Source organism: Citrobacter sp. KTE151 (assembly GCF_000398845.1).
Taxonomy (GTDB): Bacteria; Pseudomonadota; Gammaproteobacteria; order Enterobacterales; family Enterobacteriaceae; genus Citrobacter; species Citrobacter braakii.
This window is the reverse complement of the sequence record NZ_KB976065.1, coordinates 367,889-386,113: the sequence shown is the minus strand read 5'-3', so window position 1 is coordinate 386,113 and position 18,225 is coordinate 367,889. Positions and strand designations below refer to the sequence as shown.

Sequence of the window (18,225 nt, the reverse complement as noted above, 5' to 3'; positions counted from 1 at the left end):
TCGACTGATTCAGCTATCTTTTAAAGGCGCTTCGGCGCCTTTATTTTTGGGGAGAATAGTGATGGCTATAGCACTGGTTACGGGGGGCAGTCGCGGTATTGGTCGGGCAACCGCGCTGCAGTTAGCGCTAGAGGGTTACACGGTCGCCGTTAACTTTCATCACAATATTCGCGCGGCAACGGAGGTGGTGAACAATATCGCCGCTGCGGGAGGAAAGGCGTTTGCTCTGCGGGCAGATATCAGCGATGAAAGCCAGGTCGGGGCGATGTTTGAGTCCATTGACCGCGAGGGCGAGCCGCTGACTGCGCTGGTGAACAATGCCGGGATTTTGTTTGAACAGAGCACGGTGGAAAGCCTAACCGCTGAGCGTATTAATCGCGTCCTGGCGACTAATGTTACCGGCTATTTTCTGTGTTGTCGGGAAGCGGTAAAGCGCATGTCGTTTAAGCACGGCGGTCAGGGCGGGGCGATTGTGAATGTCTCTTCGGCGGCGTCACGGCTTGGCGCCCCGTTCGAATACGTTGATTATGCAGCCTCAAAAGGTGCGGTGGACACGCTTACCACCGGCCTCGCGTTGGAGGTTGCGGCGCAGGGGATACGCGTGAACTGCGTGAGACCCGGTCTTATCTACACGGAAATGCATGCGTCAGGCGGCGAGCCGGGAAGGGTGGATCGCGTGAAATCCATGTTGCCTATGCAGCGCGGCGGACAGCCGGAAGAGGTCGCGCAGGCGATAACCTGGCTGCTGAGTGAGAAGGCGTCTTACGTCACGGGCAGTTTTTTGGAGCTGGCCGGCGGGAAGTAATGCGTTGCTTGCCGGATGGCGGCGTAAATGTCTGCTCTGGTCTACAGGTTCAGTTCCCGTAAACCGGATAAGCGCAGCGCCATCCGGCAAAAAATTACAGATTCTCGCCGTTGCTGGCAATCACCGCTTTATACCACTCAAAACTTTTCTTACGCGATCGCGACATATCGCCGGTGCCGTCGTCGTGTTTGTTCACGTAGATAAAACCGTAGCGTTTGCTGTACTGGCCGGTGGTGAACGAGACGCAGTCGATGCAGCCCCACGGCGTGTAGCCCATCAGATCTACGCCGTCATACGTTACCGCTTTCATCATCTCTTCGACGTGGGCGCGCAGATAGTCGATGCGGTAGTCGTCGTGGATGCTGCCGTCTTCTTCCACTTTGTCGTAAGCGCCAAATCCGTTTTCAACGATAAACAACGGCTTCTGATAACGCTCGTACAGTTCGCATAAGGCGTAACGCAGGCCGACCGGATCAATCTGCCAGCCCCAGTCGGATGCTTTGACGTGCGGGTTCGGCACGCTGCCCTCAAAACCGGAAATAGCATCGCCGCTACCGCCTTCCGCTTTTACCGCGTTGGTCATGTAGTAACTAAATCCGAGATAGTCGCAGGTGCCTTCACGCAGGATTTGTTCATCGCCAGCTTCCATTCGAATATTGAATTCGCGGCGCTCCCACTCGTTCAGTACATAAGATGGATAGTAGCCGCGCAGTTGAACGTCGGTGAATACATAGCGTTCACGCATCGATTCCTGCGCGAACATCACATCTTCAGGCTTACAGGAGTACGGGTATAGCGGGACCATTGCCAGCATGCAGCCGACTTTCATTTCAGGGTTGATGCGACGTGCGGCTTTCACCGCCAGAGCGCTGGCCACGAACTGGTGGTGCAGCACCTGGTACATAGTCTCTTCCGGGTTTTCATGCTCGGTATACACCACGCCGGAGCAGCAATAGCCAAACAGCGGTGCACGCCAGTTACGCTGGTTGTTGATCTCATTGAAGGTCATCCAGTATTTGACCTTGTGCTTGTAGCGCTCAAAGACCACTTCAGCAAAACGGACAAAGAAATCGACGACTTTACGATTGGTCCAGCTACCGTACTGTTGAACCAGGTGTAGCGGCATTTCGAAGTGGGAAAGGGTGATGACCGGTTCGATATTGTACTTCAGCAGTTCATCAAACATGTCGTCGTAGAATTTTAGCCCTTCTTCGTTTGGCTGGGTTTCGTCCCCTTTGGGGAAGATACGGGTCCAGGCAATTGACGTACGGAAGCATTTGAAGCCCATCTCGGCAAACAGCTTAATGTCTTCTTTGTAATGACCGTAAAAATCGACGGCTTCGTGGTTGGGGTAGTACTTACCTGGCACGACGTCCTGAGTGATTTCTCGCGGAACGCCGTGTGCCCCCCCGGTCAGTACGTCGCAAATGCTGGGCCCTTTGCCACCTTTATTCCAGCCGCCTTCAACCTGATGCGCCGCAACCGCGCCGCCCCATAAAAAATCGTTTGGTAAGGTAAGTTTTTTCATCTGCGCTCAGTCTCAAATTAATACAATCTGATTTTGAGTCTAACAAAGGAAAGATAAATGTCACGATATAACAAAATAGCGTTAATGTGATTTGTTACATCAAAAAAACATATTGTTTTTTTTTACGCTATTCTTTTCGCCAGCTTGCGACCGAGTGATTCCAGAATATAAATAACGGGGATCTGCGTGGTTATATCGTATACCCCGGCAATGCGTGTCTGTGGAACGTGCCAGGAGAGATTAAAGTCGGCAAGTTTCGCGAGGCGCGAATGTTCATGGCTGGTGACCGACAGAACCTTACAGTTATGCAGACTGAACTGGCTGGCAAAGCGTAGGATCTCTTCGGTTTCTCCAGAAACGGAAAGCACGATCGCCAGCGCGTTTCTGGCCATATCATTAGTTACCGGGAAATAAGGGTCATCGATGTGGTTACTGAATTTTCCGACGTTTGAGAAAAAACGAGCGCCATATTTTGCCAGGGCTCCGGATGTTCCCGCCCCGACGAATATAATACGCTCGGAAGATAATATAATATCAACAGCCTGATCGAGTAATTTGTCGAACTCGTCGTTATTGACGCCTTTAAAGAAGCTGATGATTTCGCTGGCACCGAAATTAGCCTGTTGCGGTTCATTCTGCTCTAAATATAATTTGAAGCGTACGCGAAATTCTGAGTAACCTTCACACTTAAGCTTGCGGCAAAAGCGCAGTACGGTGGTGGTGGAAACGCCCACGGCATCCGCCAGTTCGCGAATGGTCATGTACATGACTTTGTCACGGTTTTTGATGACATAGTTGTAGACCAGCATCTCAAGATTGTTGAGACTGGCGATGGCAGCGTGGGAGAACATACTCACAATGGCAAAACTCACTCATCAGACTTCATCTACAGGGAATAATAACATGCAGCCAAATGACATCACTTTTTTTCAGCGTTTCCAGGATGACATTCTGGCCGGACGCAAAACCATTACGATTCGTGACGAGTCCGAATCACACTTCAAAGCCGGTGACATTCTACGGGTTGGGCGCTTCGAAGATGAGGGGTACTTCTGCACGATTGAGGTTGTTGGCACCTCAACCGTCACGCTGGATACGCTGACGGAGAAACATGCTCGCCAGGAAAATATGACGCTAGAAGAACTTAAACACGTGATTGCCGAGATTTACCCGGATCAAACACAATTTTATGTGATTGATTTTAAATGTCTTTGATTTTGACGGTACGCCTGTTAGCTGAATATTAAAATATAATATCATGATTTTTATGGATTGTTATTTAGTTGGCAAATATTTTAGCTAACAGGTGTTCACTGGAACCATTCTCAGTTACGCTAGAGGAGCAATCACGATAGTGTTCGTTTCTCGGGAGTAAAATATGGTTCAGAAGCCATTAATTGCGCAGGGATATTCGCTGGCAGAGGAAATAGCCAATAGCATCAGTCACGGTATCGGGCTGGTGTTTGGGATTGTCGGACTGGTATTGTTGCTGGTTCAGGCAGTGGATACCAACGCCAGCGCCATGGCGATAACCAGCTATAGCCTGTATGGCGGCAGCATGATCCTGCTGTTCCTCGCCTCAACTTTATATCACGCGATCCCCCATCAAAGAGCGAAAGTCTGGCTGAAAAAGTTCGACCACTGCGCGATTTATCTGCTGATTGCCGGGACCTACACGCCATTTCTGCTGGTGGGGCTGGATTCGCCGCTGGCACGTGGACTGATGATTGTTATCTGGAGCCTGGCGCTGCTCGGTATTTTATTCAAACTGACCATTGCGCACCGGTTTAAGGTCCTGTCGCTGGTAACCTACCTGGCGATGGGCTGGCTATCGCTGATTGTGGTGTATCAACTGGCGGTTAAGCTGGCGGTGGGTGGTGTGACGTTGCTGGCAGTTGGTGGTGTGGTGTATTCGCTGGGCGTTATTTTCTACGTCTGTAAGCGCATTCCATACAACCATGCGATCTGGCACGGCTTTGTGCTGGGTGGCAGCGTTTGCCATTTCCTGGCGATCTACCTGTACGTGGGGCAGGCGTAATTATTATTACCCAGCGGTGCTGTGCTTACCGGGTCTTTAAAACTCGTGACCCGGTAAGATAAAGTCACCACCCGGCGATTTACTCTTCCAGCGAATAAGGCAGCGGTACGATATGCAGCGTTTTCGCGTCGTCACGAACGCGGAACACGCTGTCGGCTTCCATGTCGTTATTCATCACAACCTGCACCAGTACCTGTCCATCCGCCAGTTGCACCGCGGCGAGTACGGTGCCGGTACGGCGCCAGTTCTCACCCATTTTCAGCTCCAGGTCTTCACCTGCTTCCGGTACCCGACTGGCCGCACCTGCCAGCGTCCACATGGCACGTTTGTTGGCTCCGCGGAATTTTGCACGAGCAACCATTTCCTGACCGGTATAGCAGCCTTTTTTAAAGCTGATCCCGCCCAGAGCCTGCAGATTGGTGGCTTGCGGAATAAACTGTGCGCTGTTGGCAGTATCAATCACCGGAATACCTGCTTCGATATCCAGCGCCAGCCACTGTTGGCTGTTATTTAACTCCGCTTCACCGCGCAGCTTCTCTACCAGGGTTTCCGCCGTTGCAACATCAACGATCAGCAGGAAACGCTCAGCGGGATGTTCGAACCACAATATGGTGGAAGAACCTTCAGTAATGACCTGTTTATCGCTGTTTGGTAATTCGCTAAAGAGATTGGCCAGCGCAGCACGCGCCTGGAATCCCGCGACGCCCAGCAGTACGCGCTCGTCGTCCGGGGCAATCGCCACCTTCGAGAAGACCGCATATTTTTTCAGTTCGGTGAGCTGCGCATCGCGCAGACTACGGCGCTCAAGCCATGCAAAACCGTCACCCTGGCGGAACAGACGCAGGTTGCTCCACATTTTACCTTTGGCGTCACAATGTGCTGCCAACACGTGCTGATGCTCAGTCATCTGGCTGACATCCGCTGTGACCTGACCCTGAATATACTTCTCACTGTCGACACCGGTGATGGTGGCGAGCGCCCATTCATCGAGCGTCATTAGCGTCAGAGGCAAGCGCGTTGACGCGAAAGGCTGGCGAGGAGGAAAAGATATAAAAGCCATAATTAATGTCCTGATTTGCTTAACGCAGTGATAATGACTAATGGTAAAAGAGCTATGGCCCATTGCAAGCGGTTTAAACAGGCTATTTGTGCCATATATTAAGCTTTGCGAGGAGACATCCAAAAATGCTGAATCCTTTGACTTAATGTGGTTTTATTTAGCGAGCACGCTTCCGTTTACTGATATTCCCGTAAATATGAGGGAAAAACACGTTACAATAGCGGGATACTTCGTTTTCGCGAGACAGGAAGAAGAACATGGATATTAACAACAAAGCACGTATTCATTGGGCATGCCGTCGCGGTATGCGTGAGCTGGACATCTCGATCATGCCGTTTTTCGAACATGAATATGACAGCTTAAGTGACGAAGAAAAACGTATCTTTATCCGTCTGCTAGAATGTGATGATCCAGACTTATTTAACTGGTTGATGAATCATGGGAAACCGGCTGATGCTCAGCTAGAGCAGATGGTGCGACTTATCCAGACACGGAATCGGGAACGTGGTCCAGTGGCAATCTGATTTACGCGTTTCATGGCGCGCGCAATGGCTTTCGCTGCTCATTCATGGGCTGGTCGCGGTATTTATTTTATTGATGCCCTGGCCATTGAGCTACACCCCATTATGGCTGGTTCTGCTCTCTCTGGTGGTGTTCGATAGCGTCCGTAGCCAGCGCCGAATCAATGCCTGTCAGGGCGAGATTCGGCTGTTGATGGACGGTCGTCTGCGCTGGCAAGGGCAAGAGTGGACTATTGCTAGCGCACCCTGGATGGTCAAAACAGGCATGATGCTGCGTTTACGTTCCGATGCCGGAAAACGTCAGCATTTGTGGCTGGCGGCAGACAGTATGGATGACGCGGAGTGGCGGGATTTGCGGCGGTTAATACTGCAACAGGCGAAGCAGGGATAATGCTGATGAATGCCTGATGGCGTGCAGCGTTAAGGTCTACGGTTCGGTGCGGCATGTAGGCCGGATATGGCGTTTACGCCTACATCCGGCAAAATGGTTATCAGGACCAGTGTTCGGCCATTTCACCAAGGATTTGCTCGCACCAGGCCTGAATGCGTTCATCGCTGAGATCGTACTGGTTTGTTTCATCCAGTGCCAGGCCAACAAACAGCTGTCCATCGGCAATGACGGGCTTATCGCTGGTAAATTCATACCCTTCGGTTGGCCAGTAACCAACAAATTTTACGCCTTTGGTGACCAGTTTATCGTGCAGCATACCCAGCGCATCCAGGAACCATTCACCGTATCCCAACTGATCGCCCATACCGTAAAGCGCAACAATTTTGCCTTCCAGGTTGAGGTCGTCCAGTTGCTCCCAGACCGCTTCCCAGTCCTCTTGGATTTCACCGAAATCCCAGGTTGGGATGCCTAAAATGAGCACGTCATACTGCTCCATTAAGGTCGGGGAATCATCTTTGAGGTTGTGCAGTGTCACCAGTTCGGGACCCAGGATATCGCGGATTTTTTCTGCTGCCATTTCGGTATAGCAGGTGCTGGAACCGTAAAAAAGACCCATGTTCATGACGTAAACATCTCAATTCTGCTGTAGCGTTGCGGGTAGTGTAACAGAATCGCCGCATTCTCGGCACAATGAGGCATAATGCATCAAAAATGAGAGTGAAATAAGGGGCGCGAGTGGAACAGGATCTGGCACGCATCGAGCAGTTTCTTGATGCCCTGTGGCTGGAACGAAATCTGGCGGAAAACACGCTAAGTGCGTATCGTCGCGATCTGACCATGCTTGTCGAATGGCTACATCACCGCGGCGCCTCGCTTGCGACCGCGCAGAGTGATGACCTGCAAGCATTGCTGGCTGAGCGGATGGATGGGGGATATAAAGCCACCAGTTCCGCACGCTTGCTCAGTGCAATGCGGCGTTTTTTTCAGCATCTGTACCGTGAAAAATATCGCGAAGATGACCCCAGCGCCTCGCTTGCATCACCTAAACTTCCGCAGCGTCTGCCCAAAGATCTCAGCGAAGCACAGGTCGAACGACTTCTGCAGGCGCCGCTGATAGAACAACCGCTGGAACTTCGCGACAAAGCCATGCTGGAAGTATTGTATGCCACAGGCCTGCGCGTGTCTGAACTGGTGGGGCTGACGATGAGTGACGTCAGCCTGCGTCAGGGCGTGGTTCGGGTGATCGGTAAAGGTAATAAAGAGCGCCTTGTCCCGTTAGGTGAGGAGGCGGTGTACTGGCTGGAAACGTACCTGGAGCATGGGCGTCCGTGGTTGCTCAACGGTGTATCAATAGATGTGCTGTTTCCCAGCCAGCGGGCGCAACAGATGACTCGTCAAACCTTCTGGCATCGTATCAAACACTATGCTGTGTTGGCTGGAATCGACAGCGAAAAGCTGTCCCCGCACGTCCTGCGGCATGCGTTTGCCACGCATCTGCTCAACCATGGCGCTGACCTGCGCGTGGTGCAGATGCTACTGGGGCATAGCGACCTCTCGACAACGCAGATTTATACTCATGTCGCAACGGAGCGCTTGCGGCAACTACATCAACAGCATCACCCGCGAGCGTGAGTGCTGACAGGAAAGGATAGGTTATGAAAAAACGTTTTATGATGTTCACCCTGCTGGCGACGGCGTTTTCCGGCATGGTACATGCAGACGATGCGGCGATTCGCCAGTCATTAGCGAAGCTGGGTGTTCAGAGTACCGAGATTCAGTCTGCTCCGGTTGCGGGCATGAAAACTGTACTGACCAATAGCGGCGTGTTGTACGTTACCGAAGACGGTAAACATATTATTCAGGGACCGATGTATGACGTGAGCGGTGCAAGCCCGGTAAACGTCACCAACCAACTGCTGATGAAGCATTTGAACGCGCTGGAAAATGAGATGATCGTCTACAAAGCGCCGCAGGAAAAACACGTCATTACCGTTTTCACCGACATCACCTGTGGCTACTGCCACAAGCTGCATGAAGAGATGAAAGACTACAATGCGTTAGGGATCACCGTACGCTATCTGGCCTTCCCTCGTCAGGGACTTGAAAGCCAGGCCGAGCAGGACATGAAATCTATCTGGTGTGCGAAGGACAAAAACAAAGCCTTTGACGACGCCATGGCTGGCAAAGATGTGAAGCCAGCGACCTGTAATGTGGACATCGCTAACCACTACGCGCTGGGCGTACAGTTTGGCGTCAGCGGTACGCCGGCGATTGTGCTGAGCAATGGCTATGTAGTGCCTGGCTATCAGGGCCCGAAAGAGATGAAAGAATTCCTCGACGCACATGCAAAACAAACCAGCGGTAAATAATTCGCGTGAAACAACAGATACAACTTCGTCGGCGTGAAGCCGACGAGACCGCCGAGCTACCTGCCGACTTGCCGCCATTGCTGCGCCGTTTATACGCCAGCCGTGGCGTGCGCAGCGCGCAGGAGCTTGAGCGTAGTGTGAAAGGCATGCTGCCGTGGCAGCATTTGAACGGTGTCGAAAAAGCGGTTGAAATCCTCTATAACGCTTTTCGCGAAGGAACCCGAATCATCGTGGTCGGCGATTTTGACGCCGATGGCGCGACCAGCACCGCGCTCAGCATTCTGGCGATGCGCGCGTTGGGCTGCAGTAACGTGGACTACCTGGTGCCTAATCGTTTTGAAGACGGTTATGGATTAAGCCCGGAAGTCGTTGATCAGGCCCATGCCCGGGGCGCTCAGCTGATTGTCACCGTCGACAACGGCATCTCGTCCCATGCGGGTGTTGAACATGCCAGAATGCTGGGGATCCCGGTCGTTGTGACCGATCACCATCTGCCTGGGGACACGCTGCCGGGCGCTGAAGCGATCATCAATCCTAACCTGCACGATTGTGAATTCCCGTCTAAATCGCTGGCTGGCGTTGGCGTGGCCTTCTATCTGATGCTGGCGCTGCGCACCTTCCTGCGTGACAAAGGCTGGTTTGATGAACGAGGAATTGCGCCGCCGAACCTGGCGGATTTGCTCGATCTGGTTGCGCTTGGCACGGTGGCCGACGTGGTCCCGCTGGATGCCAATAACCGCATTCTGACGTGGCAAGGCTTAAGCCGTATTCGTGCCGGAAAGTGCCGCCCTGGTATAAAAGCGCTGCTGGAGATTTCCAATCGCGACCCACTCAAATTGGCTGCCAGTGATTTAGGTTTTGCCCTCGGGCCACGGCTGAATGCAGCGGGGCGTCTGGACGATATGTCCGTTGGCGTGGCGCTGTTGCTGTGCGACAACATTGGTGAAGCACGCGTGCTGGCCAATGAACTGGACGCACTCAACCAGACGCGTAAAGAGATCGAGCAGGGTATGCAGGCGGAAGCGCTGACTCTGTGTGAAAAGCTGGAACGCAGTAGCGATACGCTACCAGGCGGTCTGGCGATGTACCATCCCGAGTGGCATCAAGGAGTGGTGGGGATTCTGGCATCGCGTATTAAAGAGCGCTTTCACCGTCCGGTAATTGCGTTTGCCCCGGCCGGTGACGGTACGCTGAAAGGCTCCGGGCGCTCGATTCAGGGGTTGCACATGCGCGATGCGCTGGAGCGGCTGGACACTCTTCATCCAGGTATGATCCTCAAGTTTGGCGGTCACGCTATGGCGGCGGGTTTGTCGCTGGAAGAGGCGCAGTTTGAGCGTTTCCAGCAGCGTTTCGGCGAACTGGTAACCGAGTGGCTGGACCCCGCCTTACTGCAGGGCGAAGTGGTGTCAGACGGTGCTCTGAGCGCGGCGGAGATGACCATGGAGGTCGCGCAAATGCTGCGTGATGCCGGACCGTGGGGACAAATGTTCCCGGAACCGCTGTTTGACGGGCATTTCCGTCTGCTCCAGCAGCGTCTGGTCGGTGAGCGTCATCTGAAGGTGATGGTGGAGCCCGTCGGTGGTGGACCGTTGCTGGACGGTATTGCCTTTAACGTTGATACCACCTGCTGGCCGGATAACGGTGTTCGCGAAGTTCAGCTTGCCTACAAACTGGATATTAATGAGTTTCGCGGCAACCGCAGCCTGCAGATTATAATCGATAATATCTGGCCACTTTAGCGTCACTTTACACAAAATCATTCAAGCAGCATCGAGGCGGCAAGTGGATGAGTCTCCATGAGCGTATGAGTAGTACGTGACTGGGGCGAAATCGCGCAGCCAACAAAGAGGCAGCTTGAAGGATGATGTGTATATTCGCTATAAAAAAGGGTGTGGATTAGTTACAATCCCGCTCTTATAACCGCATTTTGACTAGTCCAATAAAAGAAATCAGACAATGTTTGAAATTAATCCGGTAAATAACCGCATTCAGGACCTCACGGAGCGCTCTAACGTTCTTAGGGGGTATCTTTGACTATGATGCCAAGAAAGAGCGTCTGGAAGAAGTAAACGCCGAGCTGGAACAGCCGGACGTATGGAACGAACCCGAACGCGCGCAGGCGCTGGGTAAAGAGCGTTCCTCCCTTGAGGCCATCGTCGATACGCTCGATCAGATGAGCCAGGGCCTGGAAGATGTCTCCGGCCTGCTGGAATTGGCTGTAGAAGCCGACGACGAAGAAACCTTTAACGAAGCCGTAGCAGAACTTGATACGCTGGAAGATAAGCTGGCCCAGCTGGAATTCCGTCGTATGTTCTCCGGTGAATATGATAGCGCAGATTGCTATCTCGATATTCAGGCTGGCTCAGGCGGTACGGAAGCACAGGACTGGGCAAGCATGCTGATGCGTATGTACCTGCGTTGGGCCGAAGCGCGCGGCTTTAAGACTGAAATTATTGAAGAATCTGAAGGTGAAGTGGCGGGTATTAAATCCGTGACCATCAGAATTGCTGGCGAATATGCTTACGGTTGGCTGCGTACCGAAACCGGTGTACATCGCCTGGTGCGCAAAAGCCCATTCGACTCCGGCGGTCGTCGCCATACGTCGTTCAGCTCTGCGTTTGTCTACCCGGAAGTTGACGATGATATTGATATCGATATCAACCCGGCGGACCTGCGTATTGACGTTTACCGCGCTTCTGGTGCGGGCGGTCAGCACGTTAACCGTACCGAATCTGCGGTGCGTATCACCCACATCCCGACTGGGATTGTGACGCAGTGTCAGAACGACCGTTCCCAGCACAAGAACAAAGACCAGGCCATGAAGCAGATGAAAGCGAAGCTTTATGAACTGGAAATGCAGAAGAAGAATGCCGAGAAACAGGCGATGGAAGATACTAAATCAGATATCGGCTGGGGTAGCCAGATTCGTTCTTATGTCCTTGATGACTCCCGCATCAAAGATCTGCGTACCGGGGTTGAAACCCGCAACACGCAGGCGGTGCTGGATGGCAGCCTGGATCAATTTATCGAAGCAAGTTTGAAAGCAGGGTTATGAGGAACCAACATGTCTGAACAACACGTACAGGGCGCTGACGCGGTAGCCGACCTTAACAATGAACTGAAAACGCGCCGTGAGAAGCTGGCGAGCCTGCGCGAGCAGGGGATCCCCTTCCCGAACGATTTCCGTCGCGATCATACCTCAGACCAACTGCATGCTGACTTCGACGCGAAAGAAAACGAAGAGCTGGAAGCGCTGAACATTGAGGTTTCCGTTGCTGGCCGTATGATGACCCGCCGTATTATGGGTAAAGCATCATTCGTTACGCTGCAGGATGTTGGCGGCCGCATTCAGTTGTACGTTGCTCGCGACGATCTGCCGGAAGGCGTCTACAACGAGCAGTTCAAAAAATGGGATCTGGGCGATATCCTCGGCGCGAAAGGTAAGTTGTTCAAGACCAAGACCGGTGAGCTGTCTATCCACTGTACCGAGCTGCGTCTGCTGACGAAAGCGTTGCGCCCATTGCCTGATAAATTCCACGGTCTGCAGGATCAGGAAGCGCGCTATCGTCAACGCTACCTGGACCTCATCTCTAACGATGAATCCCGCAATACCTTTAAAGTGCGTTCACAGATTATGGCTGGTATCCGCCAGTTCATGGTTGGTCGTGGCTTTATGGAAGTTGAAACCCCGATGATGCAGGTGATCCCTGGCGGGGCGGCAGCGCGTCCGTTTATCACCCATCATAACGCGCTGGATCTGGACATGTACCTGCGTATCGCGCCGGAACTGTACCTCAAGCGCCTGGTGGTTGGCGGCTTCGAACGCGTATTCGAAATTAACCGTAACTTCCGTAACGAAGGCATCTCTGTTCGCCATAATCCAGAGTTCACCATGATGGAACTCTACATGGCTTATGCGGACTACAAAGATCTGATCGAACTGACCGAATCGCTGTTCCGTACGCTGGCGCAGAACGTTCTGGGAACGACTGAAGTGCCTTACGGCGAAGAAGTCTTTGACTTTGGTAAGCCGTTCGAAAAACTGACGATGCGCGAAGCGATTCAGAAATACCGTCCGGAAACCAACATGGCCGATCTGGATAACTTCGATTCTGCAAAAGCGATTGCGGAATCTATCGGCATCAAAGTTGAGAAGAGCTGGGGTCTGGGCCGTATCGTGACCGAAATTTTTGAAGAAGTTGCAGAAGCGCACCTGATTCAACCGACCTTCATTACCGAGTACCCGGCAGAAGTTTCTCCGCTGGCGCGTCGTAATGATGAAAATCCGGAAATCACCGATCGCTTCGAATTCTTCATTGGCGGACGTGAAATCGGTAACGGCTTCAGCGAGCTGAACGATGCAGAAGACCAGGCGCAGCGTTTCCAGGATCAGGTTAACGCCAAAGATGCAGGTGACGACGAAGCGATGTTCTACGACGAAGACTATGTTACCGCTCTGGAACACGGTCTGCCGCCGACTGCGGGCCTGGGCATTGGTATCGACCGTATGGTTATGCTGTTCACAAACAGCCATACTATCCGCGACGTAATCCTGTTCCCGGCAATGCGCCCGGTTAAGTAAGATGTGAAATGCCGGATGGCGGCTGATGCCTTATCAGGCCTACAATGCGTTATGTAGGCCTGATGGGCGTAGCCCCGTCAGGCAATCAATTCCCGTTGGCAAACTTGCGCAGTAACTCTCGCGCCTTAACGTCTGAAACCTGCATTACCATCCACGGGCTAAAAGCCCACGGCGTCGCGTCAATCCCGCTTAAAACATCCTCAAGCTTGCTCCACTGGGAATCCATCACTTCATCTGGGTTTAGCTGTAGCTCACTGACGATATGTGCGGCATAAACCGGGCATACTTCGTTTTCCACTATTCCACTCGGGTCCGTTGCGCAATAACGAAAATCAGCATACACGGGGCTGAGCGAGTCGATGTCTGCACCCAGTTCGAAGCAAGCCCGGCGGATAATAGCGGCTTCGGTGGTTTCACCCAACTGCGGGTGACCGCAGACAGAGTTGGTCCAGACGCCTGGCCAGGCTTTTTTGTGCAGCGAACGGCGGGTGACCAGCAGTTGACCCTGCTCGTTAAATATCCAGCATGAGAAAGCAGAGTGCAGGGGGGTTGTGGCGGTATGCGCCGCATACTTTTCCAGTGTTCCACAGGGCTGGCCCTGCTCATTCAATAAAATGACATGTTCCTGTCGCATCGCGTCCACCATCAATCTTAAGCATTCACATTATATGCTTTATTAAGTCAGAATGATTAACAGAGGGTGTGAAATGCCAGAGTCGACGCTTCGTTGCGCGATATGATTTGGCATCCGGTTTCTGGCTGCTATGATAAAGCGTCTGAAAATGTTGCGAGGTATTGTTTTGAGTGCAGGACGCCTGAAGAAAAATGGCCTGAGTATCGCGATGCTGCTGTGTGTCGGTCTGCTGTTAGCAGGCTGTTCCGGGAGCAAGTCGTCTGATACAGGAAGTTATTCCGGCTCCGTGTATACCGTGAAGCGGGGAGATACGCTATACCGTATTTCGCGCGCCACCGGGACCAGCGTAAAAGAGCTTGCACGCCTGAATAATATTTCACCGCCCTATACCATTGAAGTGGGGCAAAAGCTGAAGGTCAGCGGCGGCGCAAAAACCAGTTCAGGCTCTGGCAAAACAACTAAGAAATCCTCAACCAAAACGGCGGCGGTCAGACCATCTTCGTCCGTACCGCAGTCCTCTTGGCCACCGGTCGGACAGCGTTGCTGGCAGTGGCCTGCCAGCGGTAAAGTGATTCTGCCTTATTCAACCGCGGACGGCGGCAATAAAGGCATTGATATCTCAGCTGCGCGCGGTACGCCGATTTATGCCGCCGGAGCCGGGAAGGTGGTTTATGTCGGTAATCAGCTGCGTGGTTACGGTAATCTCATTATGATTAAGCACAGTGAGGACTACATCACTGCGTATGCGCATAATGACACCATGTTGGTGAACAACGGTCAAAACGTGAAAGCCGGGCAGAAGATCGCGACGATGGGCAGCTCGGATGCGACCACGGTGCGGCTGCATTTCCAGATCCGCTATCGGGCGACGGCTATCGATCCGCTGCGTTATTTGCCACCGCAGGGCAGTAAGCCAAAATGCTGACGGTGAATTAATCGCCAGTCAGTCAGTTAGTCCCTTGCCAAGAAGAGCGTAAGGTTTATAATCCCTTACGCAATCCAATGCGGGCGTAGTTCAATGGTAGAACGAGAGCTTCCCAAGCTCTATACGAGGGTTCGATTCCCTTCGCCCGCTCCATGACACTTCTTAAAGTATTCTAACCTACTGAATCCCTTGGGATATGGCTTAAAGCCTCCTTGCAGAGTTACTTACTGTAACCCACTGTGTAACCCTCTCAGGGCATACAGACATATGATTCAGCTATCCAGCAGTCACAAACTTCCAGCCGTCTCCTATCTCTACCAGCGTAACGGCGTCTACTACTTCCGTCTTCGGGTCAGACAATCAAACAATGATAGAATGACCTCAGTATCATTACGGACCAAGGATAGACGTACCGCTATGGCTCACTCAAGGCACATCAAGGCAGCACTCAAGGCAATACACGCAGACAGACCCAACGCTACCTATGAGGAGATGAGGGGCCACCTTAAGGACATCGCTGAGTGGGAACTATCGACGGGCCGCTCTGACCTCTTCGAGCCTGACATGAGGGAAACATATAGCGGGCTTTATTCAGAACTTGGTGGGAACCTTGTTGATGCACTAGCCTGTGAACCCCTTAGCATTGACCAGCATCGTTACATTCACGAGGCTTTGGGAGTGCTTAAGGCCTGTATGAAGCGTATCGATGCGGGAGACAGTCGGCCTCTGATAGATTACGTCGATCGTTTTGATGATATTGATCGGCAAGATGACCAAGCCTCTGTGTCCTTATCTGTTAGTGCTCCAGAAGTAAAACCAGAAGTCACGCCTAGCGTCACCGTAGCGTGCCTCTTTGAGCAATACGAAGCGGAGAACGCTCAGAACTGGAAGCCCGCCACCTTAAGGGAAAACAAAGCGTCACACGCTGCGTTAATCGAAATATTCGACCATCTGGGTCTCAATGCTGAAGCCAGTAGAGCAGACATGCTCAGAGTTCGTGATGTGCTCCAGCAGTTACCTAAGAACCGTAAGCAGCGCTTCAAGGATGCCTCATTGGCTGACCTGCTAAGCCGTGATGATAAGACTGATTGTCTGGATGTCGTTACCATCAATAATAAGTATCTCATCAAGATGGCGGCTGTCTTTAAGTGGGCTGTGCGTAATGACTTGATTAAAAAGAACATGACTGAGGGGTTGGAACTTAAGGTTCCCCAGCGTAAAGCCTCTGAGGCCCGTAACGCCTTCTCTACGGAGCAGGTGGGGCAACTACTGGTTGCCGCTAAGTCATACTCTCAGAAGACTTCTGGCAAACCTTATCACTACTACGTTACCGCTTTGGCTGCTATCACTGGGGCAAGGCTTAATGAAGTCGCACAACTTCAGGTCAAGGACGTTAGGACCACCGAGGCCGGGACCGTTTATATTCATATCAATGAGGATGACAGCAGCCTACCCGGTAAGAGTATCAAGAACGCTCACAGTGATCGCTGTGTGCCTCTGGTCGATGGTGCCTATGGTTTTGTATTGGCTGACTTTATGGCGCTTGTAGAGACCCGTAGAGGCTCTGGTGGTGATGACGCTATGGTCTTTGATGGTTTGCGCCTAATGAAGAACGGTTACGGTGAGCAGGTGAGTAAATGGTTTAACCGTACGCTGTTACCTAAGGTTGTAGCTGACCGTGACGGATTGGCGTTCCATTCGTTTAGACATACAGTTGCGACTCAGTTAAAACAACAAGGTGTCGAATTGGCGTATGCTCAGGCAGTCATGGGGCATAGCTCTGGGTCAATTACCTATGACCGATACGCTAAAGAGGTTGAAGTGGATAGATTAGTTAATGTGCTGGCTGATATTTATAAGGAGACTGGTATCAATGGCTGAGTATCATCCGGCTGTATTTAGGGCTGCGGCTTTCAATTGTCCTTATTGCAATGTTTACTCAAAGCATGAATGGCTCCCCTTAAAGGGGACTCGGGTGGGAATTGCTCTTGACCTATTTACTAAGATGTACGTTTCAGTGTGCCTGTGCTGCTCAGAGGAGGCTTATTGGTGTGATGAGCGGTTGATAATCCCGGCATCAACTGATGTCGAAATGCCCAGCCCTGACATGCCGGAGGACTGTAAGTCCGACTACATGGAGGCTAGAAGCATCGTCAATCTGTCTCCTAAAGGGGCCGCTGCGCTTCTCCGTCTGTGTCTTCAGAAGTTAATGGTCCACTTAGGCGAGCCGGGGAGCAACATTAACGCCGACATAAAGTCTCTCGTGGAGAAAGGATTACCTCCTCGCATTCAACAAGCAGCAGACATCTGTCGTATCGTAGGGAATCAGGCGGTCCATCCCGGAGTGAAGTGGTTTACTGAATTTGGCCACCTGAACAGAGGTGATATGCTCACCTCAGAACAACACAGGTGCCATAATGAAAAAAAGAAATTTCAGCGCAGAGTTTAAACGCGAATCCGCTCAACTGGTCGTTGACCAGAATTACACCGTGGCAGATGCAGCCAGCGCTATGGATGTCGGCCTTTCCACAATGACGCGATGGGTGAAACAATTACGTGATGAGCGGCAGGGAAAAACACCAAAAGCCTCCCCCATTACCCCGGAACAAATTGAAATCCGTGAGCTCAGGAAAAAGCTACAACGTATTGAAATGGAAAATGAAATATTAAAAAAGGCTACCGCGCTCTTGATGTCAGACTCCCTGAACAGTTCTCGATAATCGGGAAACTCAGGGCGCGTTATCCTGTGGCCACTCTCTGCCATGTGTTCGGGGTCCATCGCAGCAGCTACAAATACTGGAAAAACCGTCCTGAAAAGCCAGACGGCAGACGGGCTGTATTACGCAGCCAGGTACTTGAACTGCATGACATCAGCCACGGCTCTGCCGGAGCAAGAAGCATCGCCACAATGGCAACCCAGAGAGGCTACCAGATGGGGCGCTGGCTTGCTGGCAGACTCATGAAAGAGCTGGGGCTGGTCAGTTGCCAGCAGCCGACTCACCGGTATAAGCGTGGCGGTCATGAGCACGTTGCTATCCCGAATCATCTTGAGCGACAGTTCGCCGTAACGGAACCAAATCAGGTGTGGTGCGGTGATGTGACCTATATCTGGACGGGTAAGCGCTGGGCGTACCTCGCCGTTGTTCTCGACCTGTTCGCAAGAAAACCAGTGGGCTGGGCCATGTCGTTCTCGCCGGACAGCAGGCTTACCATGAAAGCACTGGAAATGGCATGGGAAACCCGTGGTAAGCCCGTCGGGGTGATGTTCCACAGCGATAGTAATAATGCCGATGTCAGTCTTTACCACCACTTAGTTTGCCGTTTAACCAGATTGGTGTGATTACTGATGCAGTGAAGACCTTCCCGCATCCT

Annotated in this window: 17 protein-coding genes, 1 tRNA gene and 2 pseudogenes; 15 read left to right on the top strand and 5 right to left on the bottom strand. The window is 52.2% G+C overall.

The genetic code is table 11. The features are described 5' to 3' along the window. Positions 1–61 precede the first annotated feature (61 nt). Positions 62–805, top strand: coding sequence for an SDR family oxidoreductase (locus WC7_RS06830; RefSeq protein ID WP_016154354.1), 744 nt, complete (start codon positions 62–64; stop codon positions 803–805). A gap of 94 nt (positions 806–899) precedes the next feature. Here the strand turns inward: WC7_RS06830 and bglA are convergent, their stop codons facing one another. Both bglA and WC7_RS06840 read right to left on the bottom strand, forming a co-directional pair. Next, positions 900–2,333 (bottom strand): 6-phospho-beta-glucosidase BglA, encoded by a 1,434-nt coding sequence (gene bglA / locus WC7_RS06835; RefSeq protein ID WP_016154353.1) that lies wholly within the window; start codon positions 2,331–2,333, stop codon positions 900–902. Between the two features lie 122 nt (positions 2,334–2,455). Next, a complete protein-coding gene (locus WC7_RS06840; RefSeq protein WP_003838265.1) occupies positions 2,456–3,184 on the bottom strand; it encodes a MurR/RpiR family transcriptional regulator in 729 nt (242 codons plus the stop codon). Between the two features lie 52 nt (positions 3,185–3,236). Between WC7_RS06840 and yqfB the strand changes: the two genes are divergently transcribed. Together yqfB and WC7_RS06850 are read left to right on the top strand one after the other, a co-directional pair. Then, a complete protein-coding gene (gene yqfB / locus WC7_RS06845) occupies positions 3,237–3,548 on the top strand; it encodes a N(4)-acetylcytidine aminohydrolase (RefSeq protein ID WP_016154352.1) in 312 nt (103 codons plus the stop codon). A gap of 163 nt (positions 3,549–3,711) precedes the next feature. After that, a complete protein-coding gene (locus WC7_RS06850) occupies positions 3,712–4,371 on the top strand; it encodes a PAQR family membrane homeostasis protein TrhA (protein ID WP_016154351.1) in 660 nt (219 codons plus the stop codon). 79 nt (positions 4,372–4,450) lie between these two features. Here WC7_RS06850 and ygfZ read toward each other — a convergent pair whose 3' ends face one another. Continuing rightward, complete coding sequence (ygfZ, locus tag WC7_RS06855) at positions 4,451–5,431, bottom strand: tRNA-modifying protein YgfZ (protein ID WP_016154350.1); 981 nt, start codon at positions 5,429–5,431, stop codon at positions 4,451–4,453. 257 nt (positions 5,432–5,688) lie between these two features. On the opposite strand from ygfZ, the gene sdhE reads away from it, so the two are divergent. Together sdhE and WC7_RS06865 are read left to right on the top strand one after the other, a co-directional pair. After that, positions 5,689–5,955 (top strand): FAD assembly factor SdhE, encoded by a 267-nt coding sequence (gene sdhE, locus WC7_RS06860; protein WP_016154349.1) that lies wholly within the window; start codon positions 5,689–5,691, stop codon positions 5,953–5,955. Continuing rightward, complete coding sequence (locus WC7_RS06865) at positions 5,936–6,343, top strand: protein YgfX (RefSeq protein WP_016154348.1); 408 nt, start codon at positions 5,936–5,938, stop codon at positions 6,341–6,343. The genes sdhE and WC7_RS06865 overlap by 20 nt, the downstream gene beginning before the upstream one ends. Before the next feature lie 100 nt (positions 6,344–6,443). On the opposite strand, the gene fldB is transcribed toward WC7_RS06865, so the two are convergent. Further along, positions 6,444–6,965, bottom strand: coding sequence for a flavodoxin FldB (gene fldB, locus WC7_RS06870; protein WP_016154347.1), 522 nt, complete (start codon positions 6,963–6,965; stop codon positions 6,444–6,446). Positions 6,966–7,078: 113 nt separating this feature from the next. Between fldB and xerD the strand changes: the two genes are divergently transcribed. From xerD to lysS, 5 genes are all read left to right on the top strand, one after another. Then, the gene (gene xerD / locus WC7_RS06875; RefSeq protein ID WP_016154346.1) at positions 7,079–7,975 is read left to right on the top strand and encodes a site-specific tyrosine recombinase XerD; all 897 of its coding nucleotides are present in this window, start codon (positions 7,079–7,081) and stop codon (positions 7,973–7,975) included. A 23-nt stretch (positions 7,976–7,998) separates the two neighbouring features. Continuing rightward, entirely contained in the window at positions 7,999–8,712 is a 714-nt protein-coding gene (dsbC, locus tag WC7_RS06880; protein ID WP_016154345.1) for a bifunctional protein-disulfide isomerase/oxidoreductase DsbC, read from the top strand. Between the two features lie 5 nt (positions 8,713–8,717). Next, positions 8,718–10,451 carry a single-stranded-DNA-specific exonuclease RecJ gene (gene recJ / locus WC7_RS06885; protein ID WP_016154344.1) on the top strand — a complete coding sequence of 578 codons (1,734 nt, stop codon included), beginning with the start codon at positions 8,718–8,720 and terminating at the stop codon, positions 10,449–10,451. A 217-nt stretch (positions 10,452–10,668) separates the two neighbouring features. Continuing rightward, a protein-coding gene (prfB, locus tag WC7_RS06890) for a peptide chain release factor 2 (protein ID WP_100250065.1) occupies positions 10,669–11,767 on the top strand; the annotation gives its coding sequence in 2 pieces (ribosomal slippage) (positions 10,669–10,743 and positions 10,745–11,767; 1,098 coding nt in all). Between the two features lie 9 nt (positions 11,768–11,776). Then, on the top strand, positions 11,777–13,294 hold the full coding sequence (lysS, locus tag WC7_RS06895) for a lysine--tRNA ligase (RefSeq protein ID WP_005123357.1): 1,518 nt from the start codon (positions 11,777–11,779) through the stop codon (positions 13,292–13,294). A gap of 85 nt (positions 13,295–13,379) precedes the next feature. Here the strand turns inward: lysS and idi are convergent, their stop codons facing one another. Continuing rightward, on the bottom strand, positions 13,380–13,928 hold the full coding sequence (gene idi / locus WC7_RS06900) for an isopentenyl-diphosphate Delta-isomerase (protein ID WP_016154343.1): 549 nt from the start codon (positions 13,926–13,928) through the stop codon (positions 13,380–13,382). A gap of 166 nt (positions 13,929–14,094) precedes the next feature. Between idi and actS the strand changes: the two genes are divergently transcribed. The 5 genes and pseudogenes from actS to WC7_RS26410 all read left to right on the top strand — a co-directional run. After that, on the top strand, positions 14,095–14,853 hold the full coding sequence (actS, locus tag WC7_RS06905; protein WP_016154342.1) for an amidase activator ActS: 759 nt from the start codon (positions 14,095–14,097) through the stop codon (positions 14,851–14,853). Positions 14,854–14,932: 79 nt separating this feature from the next. Beyond that, a tRNA-Gly gene (locus WC7_RS06910) sits at positions 14,933–15,006 on the top strand. A 114-nt stretch (positions 15,007–15,120) separates the two neighbouring features. Further along, positions 15,121–16,734 (top strand): site-specific integrase, encoded by a 1,614-nt coding sequence (locus tag WC7_RS06915; protein WP_016154341.1) that lies wholly within the window; start codon positions 15,121–15,123, stop codon positions 16,732–16,734. Continuing rightward, positions 16,727–17,197: pseudogene (locus WC7_RS06920) on the top strand (DUF4145 domain-containing protein); the annotation flags it as partial. The gene WC7_RS06915 and the pseudogene WC7_RS06920, both read left to right, overlap by 8 nt. Positions 17,198–17,270: 73 nt before the next feature. Beyond that, positions 17,271–18,139: pseudogene (locus WC7_RS26410) on the top strand (IS3 family transposase); the annotation flags it as partial. Between the last annotated feature and the right edge of the window lie 86 nt (positions 18,140–18,225).